Here is a 16931-nt window from a genome sequence, read left to right on the forward strand (position 1 = left end):
AACTAAAGTCAATAACGAACCACCCGGCTGTTGATAAGATGACTTACAAGCCAGTTTTTTCCTTAATAAAGCTGCGGGCCATTTTTGCGTACTCCAGAGGGTTGGCCAGCGCAGGGTCTTGCTCTGCTTCCACCACAAACCAGCCTTCATAGCCTTGCTCTGAAAGCACCTTGAACACAGGGTCAAAATCGATCATGCCATCGCCCGGCACAGTGAACACGCCCTGTCGCACGCCCTGGAGAAAACTCAGTTTTTCCTGTTTAACCGTTTCCATGACCTCCTGTCGCACGTCTTTCAGATGCACATGGAAAATGCGGTTGATGTATTTTTTCAGAATCATCACATGATCTTCACCTGAGAAAACCAGGTGACCCGTGTCGTAGAGAAGGAACACCTTATTGGGATCTGTCTGCTCCATGAGTCGGTCGATTTCGGCAGTGGTCTGAACGCCCGTTCCCATATGATGATGGTACACCACCTTCATATCTTTTTCGGCTGCCAGTTCTCCCAACCGGTTAAGGCCGGTGGTGAGACGGTGCCACTCTTCTTCCGAAAACACGGGCTTCTGATCAATGACCGGTACATCCATGAGCCCCTGAATGCTGTGTCCCTGTTCTGCAACGCCAATACGTTTGGCCCCCAGTGCATGAAGAAAATCGCGCTGTTTAATGAATGCTTCAACGGTTTCTTCCAGGGGTTTTGTGGTTAAAAAGCTGCTGAACCAGGCATTGCAAATTTGAAGGCCCCGCTCATCGAGGGCTGCTTTTAGTACGGCTGGTTCCTTTGGATATTTATTACCCACTTCACTGCCAACGTAGCCGGCCAGCGCCATTTCGTCAATACAATTTTCAAAGGTATACTCGGCACCCAGTTCCGGCATATCATCGTTGGTCCAGGCAATGGGAGCAACCGCCAACTTCACATTTTTAAATGGATACATGTTTCATTCCTCCAGTGGGAAAGGTGGTTTTTTAATAGGGGCGTGCTTTCTTAACCTGTTCAGCCATTTCTTCATGGGCTTTGACAACATCAGGGTTTTGCGACACTTCCGGAACACCCACACGCCACCAGGAATCGTAACCGCCAGTCATGCTGCCAGGAAGCACTTTGATATCAATCAATGTGGAAACGGTTTGTTTTTTGGCATCGGCAACGGCTTCCCGCAGTTCCTCAATGGTGCTCACCCTGTAGGTTTTCATACCATAGCCGGCTCCGATGGCTGCAAAATCCACGGGCACGTAGTTGCCATCCAGTCTGCCGGAATTCTCTCCCCGGTAGCGAAACTCATTGGCAAAATCATGGATTCCCTTGGAGCGCTGCAGGTTCAGGATGCATTGATAACCCGAATTATCAAAAAGGAGCACGTTAATTTTGATTTTTTCCTGCAGGGCGGTGAGAATTTCTGAATGGAGCATTACAAAGCTGCCATCCCCCACCATGGCATAGACTTCCCGATCCGGCGCTGCCATTTTAGCACCCAGTGTTCCTGATACTTCGTACCCCATGCAGGAGAACCCATATTCCATGTGATAGCCATCGGCTTTCTTTGTCTTCCAGAGTCGTTGGAGGCACCCTGGCAGACTGCCGGAAGCACCCACCACAATGGCACTGTCATCCAGCAGATGGTCGTTCAGTTCTCCCAGCACCCGAGTCTGGGAGAGTCCCTCGACCCAATCAGTTTCATAGAGGCGAGCCACTTCCTGACGCCAGGCTGCCTGCTCTGTGTCTATCCGTTCACCATGAGATGCCTGATAGCCTGTTTTTTCCAGAGCCTGACGCAGGGCATTTAACCCTTCCCGGGCATCTGCCACCAGCGGCAATCCGTCCATTTTCCAGGCATCAAAATCAAGTACATTGAGTCCGATGATGGGGATACTGCCTTCGCCAAAAGCGCTTTTAGACCCAGTGGTGAAGTCGCCCAACCGGGTGCCCACAGCAATGACCAGATCTGCTTCCCGGGCAATGCGGTTGGCGGCCTGATTACCGGTCACTCCCAAACCACCCAGATTCAGTGGATGATCCCATGGCAGTGTTCCTTTACCTGCCTGGGTTTCGCCAAAGGGAATCTGAAAAGCTTCAGCAAAGGCAGCGAAGGCCTCGCCGGCTTCTGAGTAGCGTACACCACCGCCACATATCAGCAGCGGCTTGCGGCTTTTTTCAATGAGTGCAGCTGCCCGTTCAACAGCGGCCGTCTCCGGCGTCAGCCGGTCCATGTAATGAATCCGCTTTCTGAAGAAATCAACGGGATAGTCGTACGCTTCTGCCTGCACATCTTGGGGCAGGCAAAGGGTCACCGCACCGGTGTTGGCCGGATTGGTGAGTACTCGCATGGCATTGAGGGCCGCCGTCATGATTTGTTCGGGCCGGGTGATCCGATCCCAGTAGCGACTGACGGATCGAAAGGCATCATTGGCACTGATTGTCAGGTCTGCGGGGTTTTCCACCTGCTGCAGCACCGGATCTGGCTGCCGGGAAGCAAAAATATCTCCTGGCAGCAGCAACACCGGAATCCTGTTCACTGTTGCCGTTGCTGCAGCGGTGACCATATTCATGGCTCCTGGACCAATGGAGGTGGTCACTGCGAATATTTCCTGGCGCTTTTTCTGTTTTGCGTAGGCTATGGCGGCATGGGCCATCCCCTGTTCGTTGTTTCCCTGATAAAAAATCAGTTCCTGACTGTTCTCCAAAGCTTCTCCCAATCCCACCACGTTGCCGTGGCCAAAAATACCAAATGCACCTTTGATAAACCGATGGGTTTCCCCATCCACTGAAATATACTGGTTTTCAAGGAATTTCACCAGTGCCTGGGCCATGGTGAGTCTGATGGTTTTCATAAGGTCTACCTCCCTGCTATAATCCAAACTGCTGCCGGATTTCATCCAGCTTGACCGGCCGGTTTTCCTTGACAGAAAGTGCGGCTGCCAACCCAATCAGTACCGGTTCCAAACCATCCTGCCCGGTAACCGGAGTTGGTGTGTCTTTTTCGATGGCTTCAAAGAAGTCTCTCAGTTCCCGGATGAAAGACTGCTGGTAACGCTCCAGGAAGAAATACTGAGGTTTCTCACCCACAACAGCCTCGCCGTTGCTAAGAACCGCATTGCTCTCAGGCACATTGGCAACTGCCACTTGCCCTTTGGAACCAAAAGCTTCAATCCGCTGGTCGTACCCATAGGCCGCCCGACGGCTGTTATCGATGGTTCCGATGGCACCGTTGGCAAATTTCAACTGAATAACTGCCGTATCAATATCGCCCGCTTCACCAATGGCCGGATCAACTAATACAGCGCCTGAGGCATAAACCTCTTCCACTTCACTGCCGGAAAGGAATCGTGCCATATCAAAGTCGTGGATGGTCATATCCAGGAACATGCCGCCGGAAACCTTCACGTATTCAACCGGTGGTGCTTCCGGGTCGCGGGATGTGATGCGCAGTAAATGCAGGTCACCAATTTTTCCATCCTTCACCATTTCCTGGGCTTTTGCAAAGTGGGGGTCAAATCGTCGGTTAAACCCGACCTGCAATTTAACACCGGCTTTGTTAGCTGCTTCCAACGCTTCTACAATTCGGGGAACTGAAGAAGCAATGGGTTTCTCGCAGAAAATATGTTTTCCAGCCTTTGCCGCTTCAATGATGATTTCTGCATGTGTATCTGTTGATGAACAAATGAGTACGGCATCAATCTCCGGGTCATTCACCAGCTCCCGGTAATCTTCAGTCACGCGTTCAATTCCTTTTTGCCTGGTCCACTCCAGCGCTGCCTCCATAGGGACAGAGGCCACACCTGCCAGTTTGACGCCGGGAAACTGAGCTAAAATATTATCGCCATGCAATTTGCCAATTCTACCTGCTCCAATAAGTGCCACTCGGATTTCTTTTTTGTTCATTCCTTATCACCTGTCTTTCATAGAATGTATAACATGGCTTTTCTGTTGATGTATTTTATGTCATTCCAATAATCGCTTCTCCCGCCTTCCTCACCTGCATTCTTTACAATGCCAGGTTTGGGTTGTGATTATTTCTTTCTGGCATTTTTACGCATATCAATGATAACCGCCACAACGATGATCATCCCTTCAATAATCTGCTGCCAATAAGCATGCACACCCAGCAGTGTCAGTCCATTTCTCAGTACACTCAGTACCAGCGCCCCCACAACGGCACCCCATACGGTTCCAATTCCACCAGCATGACTGGTGCCCCCAATGGTGGTGGCTGCGATGGCTGTCAGTTCATACCCGGTGGCCGCACCCGGATGCACACTGCCCACACGGCCTGCGAAAACAATGGCTGCAACCCCTGCCAACATGCCGCAGTAAGCATAAATCAAAATCAGGTTCTTTTTCACATTAACGCCGGAAACTTCAGCCGCTTTTATGTTCCCGCCAATGGCGTACACATTTTTGCCAAACTGGGTATTATTCAGCAATATCCATGTAATGACAATCATGATGCCATAAATGATGACAGGAATGGGCACCACACCAAGCCTTCCCCCCAGTCGTGTAAAGGCAGGGGTCAGTGAACTGATGGGACTGCCGCCGGTATAGATCAGGGCAAAGCCACGGGCAATGGTCATCATCCCCAATGTGGCAATAAATGCGGGAATACCTGTATAAGACAGCAAGCCGCCATTGATAGCTCCGATGAGAGCTCCCAGCAAAATTGCCGCTAATACAGGGACGATGAGGGGCAGTTCTCCCAATCCGGGAAAAAATTTACTGGTGGCCGCTGCCGACTGGCCCAGACTGGCAGCGACTACTCCAGTAAGTGCCAAAACAGATCCAACAGAAAGGTCGATTCCTTTCGAGGTGATCACCAGCGTCATACCCAGAGCCATAATTCCGAAAATAGCACTTTGTGTCAGAACGTTGAAAATATTATTTGGCGTTAAAAAATTAGGTCTTAGAACAGAGATTCCGATAATCATGAGAATCAGGACGAAAACAATTCCATATTTTTTGAGGATTTCGATGGCCGCCTGCTTGGCATGGCCATTCTCGCCATTCTGCTTCACTGCATTTTCTACCGATTCTTTTGACATTTTCCTTCCCCCTATGAGCACTTAGGCCAGTTTTTCTTCCACCGCTCCGGTGGCATACCGCATGATTTCTTCCTGAGTCAGGTCTTTTCGATTTTCAATAATGCCCGTTACCCGACCTTCATGCATCACCATAATCCGGTCACTCATTCCCATGACTTCCGGGAGTTCTGAAGAGATCATCACGATGGTTTTTCCCTGACCTGCCAGACTGGTGATCAGCTTGTGAATTTCTGCTTTTGCCCCCACGTCAATTCCCCGGGTAGGTTCATCCAGAAAAAGAATGTCCGGCTCAGTCAAGAGCCATCTGGCCACCAGTACTTTTTGCTGATTCCCACCGCTGAGGTTTTCAATCTTTTGATGGATCCCCGGCGTTTTGACCGACAGCGTTTCAATGAAGCGATGAGCATCTGTCTTCATTCTCTTATGATCCACCAGCTTATTTTTCTTCACATAACTTTTCATATTGGAAATTGTCATGTTTTGAAGAATATTCAACATGGGAAAGATCCCGTTCATCCGACGGTCTTCCGTCAGGAGGGCCATCTTGTTATTAATGGCATCTTCGGCCGAATGAATGCTGACTCGCTCACCATCAATATATATCTCGCCATCAGCCGATCGAATGCCAAAAATGGCTTCAATAACTTCTGTTCTGCCGGCACCTACCAGCCCGGCCACGCCCAGAATTTCGCCTTTGCGCACCTGAAAAGATACATTTTTAAAGTGTTTTCCGTTGGAGAGATTTTTAACTTCCAGTTTCACATCCCCAATTTCACAGGCGACTTTGGGAAACATTTCGGTTATGTCCCGTCCCACCATCAGTTTGATCATTCGTTCCACTGTCAGATCAGCCGTCTTCTCTGTTGCGATATACTGGCCGTCCCGAAGCACTGTCACTTTATCGGTAATGGCAAAGATTTCATCCAGTTTATGTGAAATGTAGATGATGCTTTTTCCATTTTCTTTCAGTTTTCGCATGATGCTGAACAATTGTTCTACTTCTTTGTTGGTGAGCGCCGATGTGGGCTCATCCATAATGATCAGCTTTGCATTGTAGGAAATCGCCTTGGCAATCTCAATCATTTGCATTTTAGCCACCGTTAAATGGCGCATTTCTGTTCTCGGGTCTTCCTTAAGATCGATTAGTTCGAGTACTTCTTTGCTCATTTCATACATCTTCTTGTGATCCACCAGCCCCAGCCGGTTTTTGGGTTCACGCCCCAGCCAGATGTTCTCCATAATGGGCCGGTGTTCCACCGGATTCAGCTCCTGATGAATCATGGAGATTCCCATGTTTAAAGCATCGGCCGTCGAGTAATTCTCTATCAGCTTTCCGTCGAAATAGATTTCACCTGAAGTCGGCGGATGAATGCCGATCAGACACTTCATTAGCGTCGATTTTCCTGCTCCGTTTTCGCCCATGAGAGCATGAATTTCACCAGCTTCCACAGATAATTCGGCATTTTTTAGCGCCTGAACACCGGGAAAATTTTTGATGATGTTTTTCATTTCCAGTACATGCGGTTGTTCCGTCATTTCGCACCACCCCAACTTAATCTTTCATCTGATGTTGAGATGGGGAAAGGGTTTTCCTCCCTTTCCCCATTCAGAATGAATCATTTATTTTTGGTGATTAAAACTCGTCAACGTTATCAATGGTTACCGGAACAAAGTCAATCCAGGTTAATTGCGCCGGTGAATTGCCTTGAGCTGCCTGGTGGGCAATCTCGGTTCCCATGTTTCCCTGTCCGTAGAGATCTTGAAGAACTGTGGCTGCCAAGCTGCCACCTTTAACTGCTTCTTTGGCATCAGGAATGGCATCTACACCCATGACAAGTACATCGTCACGGCCTGCTGCCTGAAGTGCCTGAACTGCACCCAATGCCATTTCATCGTTATTGGCCAAAATGGCGTTCAGATCGTCCCCATAAGCAGTCAGCCAGTTTTCTGTTAAAGACATTCCCTGGTCACGCTGCCAGTTGCCTGTTTCTTTTGCCAGAATATTGATACCTGCATACTGCCCAAGAACTTCTTCATTACCTTCTGTTCGCTTGATGGCACCTTCATTGCTGAGGATTCCCATGAGAATTCCCACATTGCCTTCTTCGCCCATCATTTCAACCAAGGCTTCACCTTGCATACGTCCAGCAACGATTTCCTGAGAACCTACGTAGTAGATGCCTTCAGGCGGCTGGTCTTCGCCAAAGGGGTTGCGGTTGACATATACCAATGGAATGCCTGCTTCCTGTGCAGCGGCAGTAATGGGACCCATAGCTTCGGTATCAACAGGAACGACCACCAGCGCGTCAACACCCTGCTCGATCATGGTTTTTACCTGGTCCTGCTGTCGCACAACATCTTCCTGAGCGTCCTGTACCTGAATGGTCAGGCCATTAGCTTCAGCATAAGCCCGTGCGCCATCGGCCACAAAAGTCTGACCGGTGTCGTTCAGGTTACTGCTGGCATATCCGATGGTCATGGCGCCTCCTTCAGCAGGTGCCTCAGTACCGCCACCTCCGCCGCCGCCGCATGCAGCCAGCAGCCCTACAGCAAGTACCAACACCAATAACAAGCTTAACTTCTTTTTCATTCTTTCTTCCCCCTTCTTTCTTGGTTTTTATTGTGGATCTCTGACACATTTATATTAACAGCTATGCCGCTAATATCGCTAACAGATACATCATATGCTTCCGGTGACGCCGGTCCGATTTGCTTCACACGGCGACACCGCCAGTGCCTATGCGTTGCGTACGTCGATCCAAACCAATTCCTTATCCCGGAAAGACCGGGTAGCCGCCTTAGCAATAATCGTTGCCCGGGTGCCGTCATACACATTCACGTCCGGCTTTTCTCCCTTTAAGATACATTGAGCAAAGGTTTGAAGTTCGTTGAGATAGGCTTCTTCAAATCTTTCCAGAAAGTTCTGGGCACACTCCTGTCGAACACCGTGCCGGTCAAGAATTTCCACCTGGTTGGCTCTGGGTGTTCCGCCGATTCGAAGAGTTCCATGCGTTCCGATAATTTCGGTTTCAATATGATATCCATGTGGTGCCGTTCTTCCAGCCACAAAGAAAGCCATGGTATCGTTTTCAAATTGCATTAAAGCTGATACATTATCACCGTCATTAAAAGAGGCAAACTCAGGGTGGAGGTAGCAGCCACCAACAGCATAAACGCTTCGCGCTTCCGCCTGGAGAAACCACCTGGCCAGGTCTATATCATGAACCGCCATATCCAAAAACTGTCCGCCGCTGGTAGGGCCAAAACGAATGGCACCTTCAATGGCTGATTCGGGATCAATGCTGTACCCTCTAAACAAAATGGGCTTCCCAATGGCACCTTCTTCCAGCTTCTTTTTCGCATATTGATAGGAAGGGTCAAAGCGCCTCATGAATCCAAGCATGAAAATCTGATCTGGATGTGCCTCAACAGCCCGTTCGGCCTGCCGACACTCATCAAGACTGATCCCCAGCGGTTTTTCACAAAAGACATGCAGTCCGGCAGCCAGGGCTTTTTCAATTTGACGGCAGTGATACCCGGAGGGAGAAGCAATCAGCACTGCTTCAAGATCGCTTTTCTCAATCATTTCATCATAATCCACATATCCTTCAGGAATTTGCCAGGTTTTTTGAAAGTCTTCGACTTCTTCAGGAACAACGCTGCAAACCGCCTGCAGTTCCAGGTGAGGTATGCGGAATGCCGCATTTTCAGCATGCTGCCGGCCTAAGCGACCCAGTCCGACAATACCTGTTCGGATCTTTTTCAAGGAAATTCCTCCGTTCTTTCTCAATACCCGTTTTCCTTAAAAACAATCAGGTTCATCGTAAACGTTTGCATTGATTTCTAAGAAAATAGTATTGTATTTTGAGAAAATTGTCAATAGGCTCACTAAGATATTGCATCCGTTAATATATTAACAAATTTTAAGGCTAGTTTTTTCAATGATTGCAGCTCATAAAAAAATATTCTTTTCAAATCCATCGAGGAAAACGTTCTTTTGAACTTCATATTCTTTAGAAAATCGCTTGAAATCAATGCAAACGTTTGATATTCTATTCACAAGGATTTTTGCTGCCGATTGAAATTTTTGAAAGAATCGTGTATCGTATAAATAAAGCATGTCCCCGATGACAGGAGTGGTTCGTGATGGCTGTTACCATAAAAGATATCGCCCGGATGGTTGATTGTTCTTATGCAACCGTTTCCAGAGCACTTAACAACAAGCCAGGGATCAATCAGCAAACCCGGGAGCGCATCATGTCAGTTGCCCAGGAAATGGGGTATCAACCCAATGCCATTGCCCGGGGACTGGTAACTCAGCGGACACACACCATCGGGCTGGTCATTCCTGATATTGTTAACCCTTTTTTCCCTGAAATTGCCAGGGGTGTGGAGGATGTTGCCAGCGAACATGGCTATACTGTTTTTCTCTGTAATACCAACTGGAATATGGAGAAAGAAACGGTTTATCTGAAAGCTCTTCAGGAAAAACGAGTGGACGGCATCATCATCAAACCCGCCTCTGATTTTGACGGTCCCGCTACCGGTGACCACAGCTATTTGGAAGATATACAACTTCCGGTGGTGATTTTCAGCGGACAATCCAGCACCGGTCGCCATAGTTATATTGAGATCGATAACCTGCGGGGCGGCTTCATTGCCACCAAACATCTCATCGAGGCCGGCTACCGACGGATCGCCTTTATCGGCGGACGAAAAAGCTCGCATTCCAACTCAGAACGACTCAAAGGTTATCAAATGGCTTTAGAAAGTTATGACATGCCGCTTACCGATGAATTAATTGTTAATCATGACTTTTACAGCGAAAGCGGCTTTGCTCTGATGGAGGAATTATTGAAACTGCCCAACCCGCCCGACGCTGTTTTTACCGGCAATGATATCATTGCTCTTGGGGTGCTGGAGTGTCTTCAGCTCCATCGCATCCGTGTTCCTGAAGACTTTGGCGTGGTGGGGTTTGACAATATTATTTTTTCCGGTTATCCTCAGATTCAGTTGACCACCATTGCCCAGCCCAAGTATCTCATGGGAAAATATGCGGCAGAGGTGCTACTGAATGAAATTAATGGCAGTGCCACCCGGGGTGTTCGCAAGACCATTCTTGAACCCGAGCTGGTGATTCGCAAAACCACCCGTAAACTGAAGTTTCCCTTTAACACTGTCAAAGTTGTCAATCATAGTTAAACGCACCGCCGGTTGGCGGTGTTGAGATTGTCGAAAAAGTCATGTTCATCTCTAAAACACGACTTTTTCGACAATCTCACACAAAAAGAAGCCTTCCGGCTTCTTTTTGTGTGTACCTTTTTAAGGATGGATAGCAATTGCCCAAAAGAGCTGTGAATGAAATGTTGAAAAGGTTTCTTATTTGACTTTTACGATTCGTCTTTAAGAGATTGTGCTGCAATCCAACGGTTAATCCCATCCATATAAGATGTATCTCCTTGGCCAAATCCCTCTGCCAACTTGAGTATGTAAATAAGCAGCTTTTCTTCACCGCTCATTACATAAGTGTTGATTAAAAAATTCAGAAACTCCGCTTTTTCCTGGTTGTTCATGGTCTGGTTATTTGCCTTTAATCGTTTGATCCAGATACCGATAATACCGGAAGTAACTTGATACAGACCAGCAGTTGACGGATTTTCAGTACAGCTGATCAGTCCTTCAAACGCCTCCAGAAAAGCGTCGGTCAGATCTCTGTTCCAGGGAGTTTTTTCAGTGGCATAATGGATCGCCAGCAGTTTTGCCAAATGTACCCACAAGAGTGGATTTGGATGGTCCTTTTGCTGAACAATTAATTGATCCGTCGCCACAATATGGTGATAAATAACCCCTTGTTCTGCGGCTGCTTTAAACTCTTTTTCAAGAGCGGCCTCTGTGATAGTTTCATGGCGGTGATACAGAGGTCTGGATAACTTGCGCCCCTTTTCAATCCCCACAAAGTTTATCTGAGTGGGTAAAAATCTTCTGGAATTCCGAGTGAAATCTGGTATCTTTTCTTCGGGTATGGCCGGCGCACCACAGCCAGTATTACGATCCATTTCTTTTAGAAGCACCAGCATCTGTGTCCGGTCAAAATAAGTGTACCGTTGATGGTCTCTCAGCTTCACCAGTATCACTTTTAACCCAAGCAAATACTGAGAAAAATCCTCTGCCATAAGTGCATCATATGTCAGCTGAAATGTTTTTCCGTAAGACAATTCGGTCACATCTCTTCTGAAAACAAAGTCATCTGCAGCACGGTAGGCAGATTCATCGAAGACTTTGTCTGCAAAGTAATGCTTTTCAATTTGCATCACCGTATTTTCGATTTCCATTTGAAACGCCAAAGTAAGCGTTTCGTAAAACCATTTCATGTGTAGTGTTGATTCTTCCATGTGAGCACCTCTTTGTATTTTATCTGGTCAATAAACCGAAAATATTCATTTTCATTGAACATTTCCCCATTATCCAACTCCCCTTTTATTCTCATCCATCATAATTCATTGATGACAATTAAAACAGCCCAAGAAACCTTATACTTCAATGCAGAATTAGCATTAGGCAATCCGCAGTATTCGTTGTTATAATTTTAGCAGACGGAAAAACATTTCGTTATAAATATTCATATGATGCGATGTTCAAAGAGTTGAAACTTTCAACCGTGCCAGTAATTGACGTGCTACCTGACAAGGAGGAGTTCCATGGAAAAGCAAAGCGAAGCCAAAGTAGATCATCCAACCGATGAGATTCATCCCCTTCTTCAGGCTGTTGTTCACATCGCTCCGTTGATCCAGCAGTTGATTCCCATCGACAGCATGGTCGGAGTTTCTGACCGTCAAAGAGTGATCTGCAATTTAAAGGCACAAGACTTACCGTTGGATATTGATAATATCAAATTAAATGATGACAGCCCTTTGGCTCAAGCAATGAAAGCAGGAGAATTAACCCGATGCTATACACCCGCAGAAGTGTTTGGTGTACCCTTTAAATCTCTTTCGGTTCCCATTCGGGATGAAATCGGTCAAATCATCGGTGGCATTGCTGCTGCCATCAGCTTGAAACAACAGAATCAACTCGACAACTCCATCAAAACATTCGCCGATACTTCAGATGAAATTGTTGCTACTATTGAAGAGTTGGCAGCTTCAGCTCAGGAACTGGCAGTAGAAATGGAATACTTGGAAAAGATGCAGCATGAGATGACAGAACAGGTTAAAGCCACAGATACCATGCTCAATTTCATCAACAACGTGGCGGCTAATACAAACTTATTGGGTTTGAACGCCTCCATAGAAGCTGCCCGGGCCGGCGAACTGGGCAAAGGATTTCAGGTAGTGGCTACAGAGATCCGGAAAATGGCTGACAGCAGTTCAAATTCTGTGAAACATATCAGAGAAACCACTGAGTTGCTTCAGGAAAAAGTGAAGATGATCAGTGAAGCAACAAGAAGAGTCAACAACATTACACATTCTCAGGCAGCTTCCACCCAGGAAATATCTGCTTCAATCACTCAGCTGGCTGGTCTTGTCAAAGAAATGGAATCGAATGCCCGATTGATGTCATGACCTATATACCTTTTAACACATTGAACTATACTACCTCAATGATCCAATGCAAGAAGAAATAACGAATGCTTGAAGGAGGCAGAGTTGATGAAAAGACTCCAAAACAAAATTGCGATTATAACTGGTGGGAATTCGGGAATCGGACTTGCAACAGCACGCCTTTTCTGCGATGAAGGGGCAAAAGTTGTCATTGCTGGAAGGCGAGCAGCCAACAACCAGCAGGTAATTGATAAGATCCGAGCAGCCGGAGGTGAAATTTCTGCCGTTCAGGCCGATGTGTCTGACATGGAAGATTGCAAAAAGATCATCAAAGCCACCATTCAACAGCATGGGCGCATTGATATCCTTGTTAACAATGCGGGCATTGGAGATAAGCACATGCCCATCAATGCCTGCAGTGAAGAATGGTATGATACTGTGTGCAAAATCGATCAGTATTCCGTCTATTACATGAGCAAGTACGCCCTTGAACACATGGAAAAAGCCGGCAAGGGTTCCATTGTCAATGTTTCTTCCATTGGAAGTCAGGGGGTGGCAGGCATTTCCTACAGTGCCGCCAAAGCTGCTGTTAACAGCATGACGAAAAACATTGCACTATATTATGCTGCGACAGATATTCGTTGTAATGCCGTTGCTCCTGGCCCCACACCTACCGAGTTGAATACACCAGAGCAGTTTGCAACCTTTCACCAGGAATTTGCGGCAGCGTGTGCCAAACACATTGATGTAACCCTTCCCGAAGCGCAATCAGAAGATCAGGCTGAGGCCATTCTTTTCTTTGCCAGTGATGTTTCCAAAGCGATCACCGGACAAATTCTCTACGTTGACCATGGTACATCGTTATATTAGATAGTTCAATTAAGTGATGAATGACGCTGCCGAAAGTGCCTGACTAATGACTTCCGGCGGCATTGTTACATTCATCGATGATGAATTTTCCAAAAGACATGAGCATGGATTAAATGTGTACGAAAAACACATGAGTACTTTTCACATGGAAAGTATTATGACTTTAACTGAAGCCATTAAAGCGCATGGCTCGGTTGCTTCCATTCAATTGAATCACGTGGGTGCTGTGAATCACCCTGATACCATCAAGGACCATCAAAATCCCATCGGCCCTTCTGCATTTATGCGGGATGACGGCATTCAGGTGGACGAAATGACCGTTGAAATGATGGAACGTGTCGCCAATAATTGGGCTGAAGCTGCCTGGAATTGTAAAGCGTTGGGTTTTGACATGGTAAATATTCACGGCGGCCATGGATGGCTGCTGAGTCAGTTCATCTCTCCACATTTGAATCGGCAGCAGGATGAATATGGCGGCAGCATGGTCAACCGGGCCAGATTCCCCATCATGGTTTGCCAGAAAATCAAAGCCCTTTGCGGCGACGATTTTCTCATTGAATATCGCATGTCTGGCTCTGAAAGAACAACGGGGGGGTGCCATCGGCTGCGAAAGTGGATATTTTTTTGCCGATGCATGCGACGCCGATGTCACCATTCTTGAGATGCGTCATGACATCTGTATCGACTCCAATGATTCTCAGCGGAAAGCGCTGATTCCCAGAATGAACGAATCTGAAATGAAATGGTTCTGTCATGTACAGGTTCAAGAAATTAATGCTGATGGCGTTACTTTTACTTCACCTGACAGCGCCGCTGATTTTGCACCGGCAGATCTGACACTCTATACCTGTGGCAGTCGTTCCCAGGATACAATCATTGCCAATTTGTACGGCACTGTTCCCACATTCATCGTCACCGGCGATGCCCGAAAAGCACGCACTGTGAAAGAAGCCACTTATGAGGGCTTCTGTGCATCCATGGATATCCTGTAAATATATCCCTACGACACACAGCCTGTGAAAATTCATCGTTGAATCTTCACAGGCTGTTTAACGAACGGGCTGCTTTGAACAGCAGTTCTTATGCTTTTTGATGATATGATAACATCGTCAAAACTGCTTTTGTCTATACTCATAAATGGGCATCAATGGTTGCTATTAGCTGGTGAAAATCAATGGGTTTTTCAAGAAATGCATCCATGCCTGCGTCCATGCATTGGCGGCGGTCTTCTTCTGTAACGTGAGCCGTCACAGCCACAATTTTCGGTGATTTTTTGTTCATAAGAGATCGAATCTGACGTGTTGCCTCCAGCCCGTTCATTCCTGGCATTTGAACATCCATTAAAATAAGAGAGTAGTCTGCTTCTTTAAACATGGTCACTGCCTCATTGCCATCATTTGCCATTTCAAAGGAATATCCTTTTTTCTTCAACATAAATTCCAGCATTTTTCGATTTGCTTCCTGGTCTTCCACCACTAAAATACGCGACAGCCTTTCTTCCTGTATTTCATTTCTTTGTTCAGCATGCATTTGATCCTCATCAGAATTGTTTCGATTTGATTTTGATTCAGCCAAGCGAAATGGAATCTTGACCGTCATAGTTGTTCCAACACCTGATTTGCTTTCTGCTTCAATCGTTCCCTCCATCAATGCTACCAGCTCTTTTGTTATTGGCAGGCCCAGGCCTGTTCCTCCATACTGATGAACAACATCATTATCTGCCTGGTAAAAGGGTTTGAACACTTGATTAAGCGTTTCCTGCGTCATGCCTATACCTGTATCTTCAACAATTAAACTGATTATGGCCCTTCCCGATTCAGACATTGTTGCTTCGCCCTCTCTGTTCACAGTCAGCCTCACCGACCCTTTTCTGGTAAATTTTACCGCATTTGCCGTTAGATTCATGATAATCTGTTGTACTCTCACCGCATCACCCACCACATGGGCCGGTAGCTGGGGTGACATATTTACTGAAAATTCAATGTTTTTGGCATCTGCCTGAACTTTTACAGGCGCCGTGCCTGCTTCAACGATATCTTTCAGGTTAAACAGCTGTTGTCTCAGTGTGATGTTGCCTGACTCAATTTTTGACAAATCAAGTATATCTTCCACAATCGCCAACAACATTTCTGACGCCAAAAGGATCAAATCTGCATATTCACGCTGGTCACCATCTGTTTCTGTCTGTTGCAATAATTTTGCAAATCCCATGATGCCGTTTAAGGGCGTTCGAATTTCATGGCTGATATGGGTCAGAAATCGACTTTTGGCCTCATTGGCAGCCATCACAGCCTTTTCAGCTGTTTTTCGCGGGGTGATATCCACATGTGTGCCGCTAAGCCGAAGGGGTTTGCCATCCTCACTCCAGGCGTTCACCTTGCCTTTGCTTTGAACCCAAACATAATGACCTTTTTTGTGTTTCATCCGAAAATCGACTCGATAATATTCCTGATGATGATTGAAAACCCTTTCCAGTGCTTTCTCAACAATCGGGTGATCTTCCGAATGAATCAGCTGTCTCCATGTTTCGATCTGCGGTACAATTTCATCCACCCTCTGGCCGATGATTTCAGCCCAGCGTTGGTCCACACGATTTTCACCGGTTTCCACATTCCATTCCCAAATGCCTGCCTGAGTGCCTTCAATCACCATGCTCAGGCGTGCCTGTTCAGCTTTCAGAACATCTTCTGCTTCAATTCGACGTAAAGAGGCCGCAGCGAATGAAGCATAAAAATCAAGAACTTCCCACTTTGGATTCGATTGTTCACCTGTTAATGCAATAACCGAAGAGCCATACAGCCGGTCAAGCAAATAATGCTGTATGAGAATGAACCGATCAATACCCGTCAACAAGTGAAAGGTTTTTGAAAGCGCGGGCGGAATATGACCCATAGTCGCTTCTGTCAGACTTGAAAACGAGATCACCAACTGGTTCCTTTTACTTGCCACCTCTGCTTTTGAGACATGCGTTTCCAAGTGCAGCACTCCATTGCCAAGAATCCGGACCACCTTTTGAAGAAATGCATTGGATGCTTCAATGTGCTGAATTGTCATGACTTCACGATGATGATCGTACAGAGAAAATACGACAGCCACAGCCTGTGTCATATCCTTTAACTGACTGGTCATCACCTTCTGAAGTGCTTCGAGGTTCTCCGCCAGTGCCTGCTCTGTGGTCATTCGACTCAACTCTTTCCAGATGCTTTTAAGTTCAGTCGTTGGTTGCGCTCGATTCTCTTTTCTCATCTGCCTCACCTTCCAACGTATGGCTTACCCATTTATTTCTGGAGAAGTGTGATGGTGAGCTGAACCTCACCCAATGCGGCTTTGTATCAAGGATGTTCAGCGTCATCCTTGTTCAATCAGATTTTGAAATGTAATTAACTCAACTTTCCCACCAACTTTTGACGGATAACCTGTCTGTAAGTGGCTGAAAGTTATGTACTTGCAAGTAACCGACCCCTTAGTGTATCGGGAA

General features: G+C 46.7%; 14 protein-coding genes. 5 read left to right on the top strand and 9 right to left on the bottom strand.

Features of this window, described 5'->3' with window-relative positions; all coding sequences use genetic code 11:
• Positions 1 to 43: 43 nt before the first annotated feature.
• The 7 genes from iolE to iolG (QOL74_RS02760) form a co-directional block, all read right to left on the bottom strand.
• Positions 44 to 940 carry a myo-inosose-2 dehydratase gene (iolE, locus tag QOL74_RS02730; RefSeq protein ID WP_283407892.1) on the bottom strand — a complete coding sequence of 299 codons (897 nt, stop codon included), beginning with the start codon at positions 938 to 940 and terminating at the stop codon, positions 44 to 46.
• Between the two features lie 31 nt (positions 941 to 971).
• On the bottom strand, positions 972 to 2834 hold the full coding sequence (gene iolD / locus QOL74_RS02735; RefSeq protein WP_283407893.1) for a 3D-(3,5/4)-trihydroxycyclohexane-1,2-dione acylhydrolase (decyclizing): 1863 nt from the start codon (positions 2832 to 2834) through the stop codon (positions 972 to 974).
• A 16-nt stretch (positions 2835 to 2850) separates the two neighbouring features.
• Positions 2851 to 3885 carry an inositol 2-dehydrogenase gene (gene iolG, locus QOL74_RS02740; RefSeq protein ID WP_283407894.1) on the bottom strand — a complete coding sequence of 345 codons (1035 nt, stop codon included), beginning with the start codon at positions 3883 to 3885 and terminating at the stop codon, positions 2851 to 2853.
• A 128-nt stretch (positions 3886 to 4013) separates the two neighbouring features.
• Positions 4014 to 5042, bottom strand: coding sequence for an ABC transporter permease (locus QOL74_RS02745; protein ID WP_283407895.1), 1029 nt, complete (start codon positions 5040 to 5042; stop codon positions 4014 to 4016).
• A 21-nt stretch (positions 5043 to 5063) separates the two neighbouring features.
• Entirely contained in the window at positions 5064 to 6578 is a 1515-nt protein-coding gene (locus QOL74_RS02750) for a sugar ABC transporter ATP-binding protein (RefSeq protein WP_283407896.1), read from the bottom strand.
• Between the two features lie 97 nt (positions 6579 to 6675).
• Positions 6676 to 7632, bottom strand: a complete 957-nt coding sequence (locus tag QOL74_RS02755) for a substrate-binding domain-containing protein (protein ID WP_283407897.1) — start codon at positions 7630 to 7632, stop codon at positions 6676 to 6678.
• Between the two features lie 147 nt (positions 7633 to 7779).
• On the bottom strand, positions 7780 to 8808 hold the full coding sequence (gene iolG, locus QOL74_RS02760; RefSeq protein WP_283407898.1) for an inositol 2-dehydrogenase: 1029 nt from the start codon (positions 8806 to 8808) through the stop codon (positions 7780 to 7782).
• A 380-nt stretch (positions 8809 to 9188) separates the two neighbouring features.
• Here iolG (QOL74_RS02760) and QOL74_RS02765 point away from each other — a divergent pair, with 380 nt between their 5' ends.
• Positions 9189 to 10244 carry a LacI family DNA-binding transcriptional regulator gene (locus tag QOL74_RS02765; RefSeq protein WP_283407899.1) on the top strand — a complete coding sequence of 352 codons (1056 nt, stop codon included), beginning with the start codon at positions 9189 to 9191 and terminating at the stop codon, positions 10242 to 10244.
• A gap of 188 nt (positions 10245 to 10432) precedes the next feature.
• Here QOL74_RS02765 and QOL74_RS02770 read toward each other — a convergent pair whose 3' ends face one another.
• Entirely contained in the window at positions 10433 to 11434 is a 1002-nt protein-coding gene (locus QOL74_RS02770) for a hypothetical protein (RefSeq protein ID WP_283407900.1), read from the bottom strand.
• A 306-nt stretch (positions 11435 to 11740) separates the two neighbouring features.
• Here QOL74_RS02770 and QOL74_RS02775 point away from each other — a divergent pair, with 306 nt between their 5' ends.
• The 4 genes from QOL74_RS02775 (at position 11741) to QOL74_RS02790 (ending at position 14445) form a co-directional block, all read left to right on the top strand.
• Entirely contained in the window at positions 11741 to 12604 is an 864-nt protein-coding gene (locus QOL74_RS02775) for a methyl-accepting chemotaxis protein (RefSeq protein ID WP_283407901.1), read from the top strand.
• Positions 12605 to 12691: 87 nt separating this feature from the next.
• Complete coding sequence (locus QOL74_RS02780; protein WP_283407902.1) at positions 12692 to 13453, top strand: SDR family NAD(P)-dependent oxidoreductase; 762 nt, start codon at positions 12692 to 12694, stop codon at positions 13451 to 13453.
• Positions 13454 to 13598: 145 nt separating this feature from the next.
• A complete protein-coding gene (locus tag QOL74_RS02785; RefSeq protein ID WP_283407903.1) occupies positions 13599 to 14114 on the top strand; it encodes an oxidoreductase in 516 nt (171 codons plus the stop codon).
• A complete protein-coding gene (locus QOL74_RS02790; protein WP_346771705.1) occupies positions 14008 to 14445 on the top strand; it encodes an FAD-dependent oxidoreductase in 438 nt (145 codons plus the stop codon). The genes QOL74_RS02785 and QOL74_RS02790 overlap by 107 nt, the downstream gene beginning before the upstream one ends.
• 139 nt (positions 14446 to 14584) lie before the next feature.
• On the opposite strand, the gene QOL74_RS02795 is transcribed toward QOL74_RS02790, so the two are convergent.
• Positions 14585 to 16699, bottom strand: coding sequence for a hybrid sensor histidine kinase/response regulator (locus QOL74_RS02795; protein ID WP_283407905.1), 2115 nt, complete (start codon positions 16697 to 16699; stop codon positions 14585 to 14587).
• Between the last annotated feature and the right edge of the window lie 232 nt (positions 16700 to 16931).

This window comes from Anoxynatronum buryatiense, assembly GCF_900182905.1.
Taxonomy (GTDB): Bacteria; Bacillota; Clostridia; order Peptostreptococcales; family Tindalliaceae; genus Anoxynatronum; species Anoxynatronum buryatiense.

Bases quoted from the DNA above. Each gene is read 5' to 3' on its own strand.
- iolE (WP_283407892.1), bottom strand. From the start codon at position 940: ATGTATCCATTTAAAAATGTGAAGTTGGCGGTTGCTCCCATTGCCTGG.
- iolD (WP_283407893.1), bottom strand. From the start codon at position 2,834: ATGAAAACCATCAGACTCACCATGGCCCAGGCACTGGTGAAATTCCTT.
- iolG (WP_283407894.1), bottom strand. From the start codon at position 3,885: ATGAACAAAAAAGAAATCCGAGTGGCACTTATTGGAGCAGGTAGAATT.
- QOL74_RS02745 (WP_283407895.1), bottom strand. From the start codon at position 5,042: ATGTCAAAAGAATCGGTAGAAAATGCAGTGAAGCAGAATGGCGAGAAT.
- QOL74_RS02750 (WP_283407896.1), bottom strand. From the start codon at position 6,578: ATGACGGAACAACCGCATGTACTGGAAATGAAAAACATCATCAAAAAT.
- QOL74_RS02755 (WP_283407897.1), bottom strand. From the start codon at position 7,632: ATGAAAAAGAAGTTAAGCTTGTTATTGGTGTTGGTACTTGCTGTAGGG.
- QOL74_RS02765 (WP_283407899.1), top strand. From the start codon at position 9,189: ATGGCTGTTACCATAAAAGATATCGCCCGGATGGTTGATTGTTCTTAT.
- QOL74_RS02770 (WP_283407900.1), bottom strand. From the start codon at position 11,434: ATGGAAGAATCAACACTACACATGAAATGGTTTTACGAAACGCTTACT.
- QOL74_RS02775 (WP_283407901.1), top strand. From the start codon at position 11,741: ATGGAAAAGCAAAGCGAAGCCAAAGTAGATCATCCAACCGATGAGATT.
- QOL74_RS02780 (WP_283407902.1), top strand. From the start codon at position 12,692: ATGAAAAGACTCCAAAACAAAATTGCGATTATAACTGGTGGGAATTCG.
- QOL74_RS02785 (WP_283407903.1), top strand. From the start codon at position 13,599: ATGGAAAGTATTATGACTTTAACTGAAGCCATTAAAGCGCATGGCTCG.
- QOL74_RS02795 (WP_283407905.1), bottom strand. From the start codon at position 16,699: ATGAGAAAAGAGAATCGAGCGCAACCAACGACTGAACTTAAAAGCATC.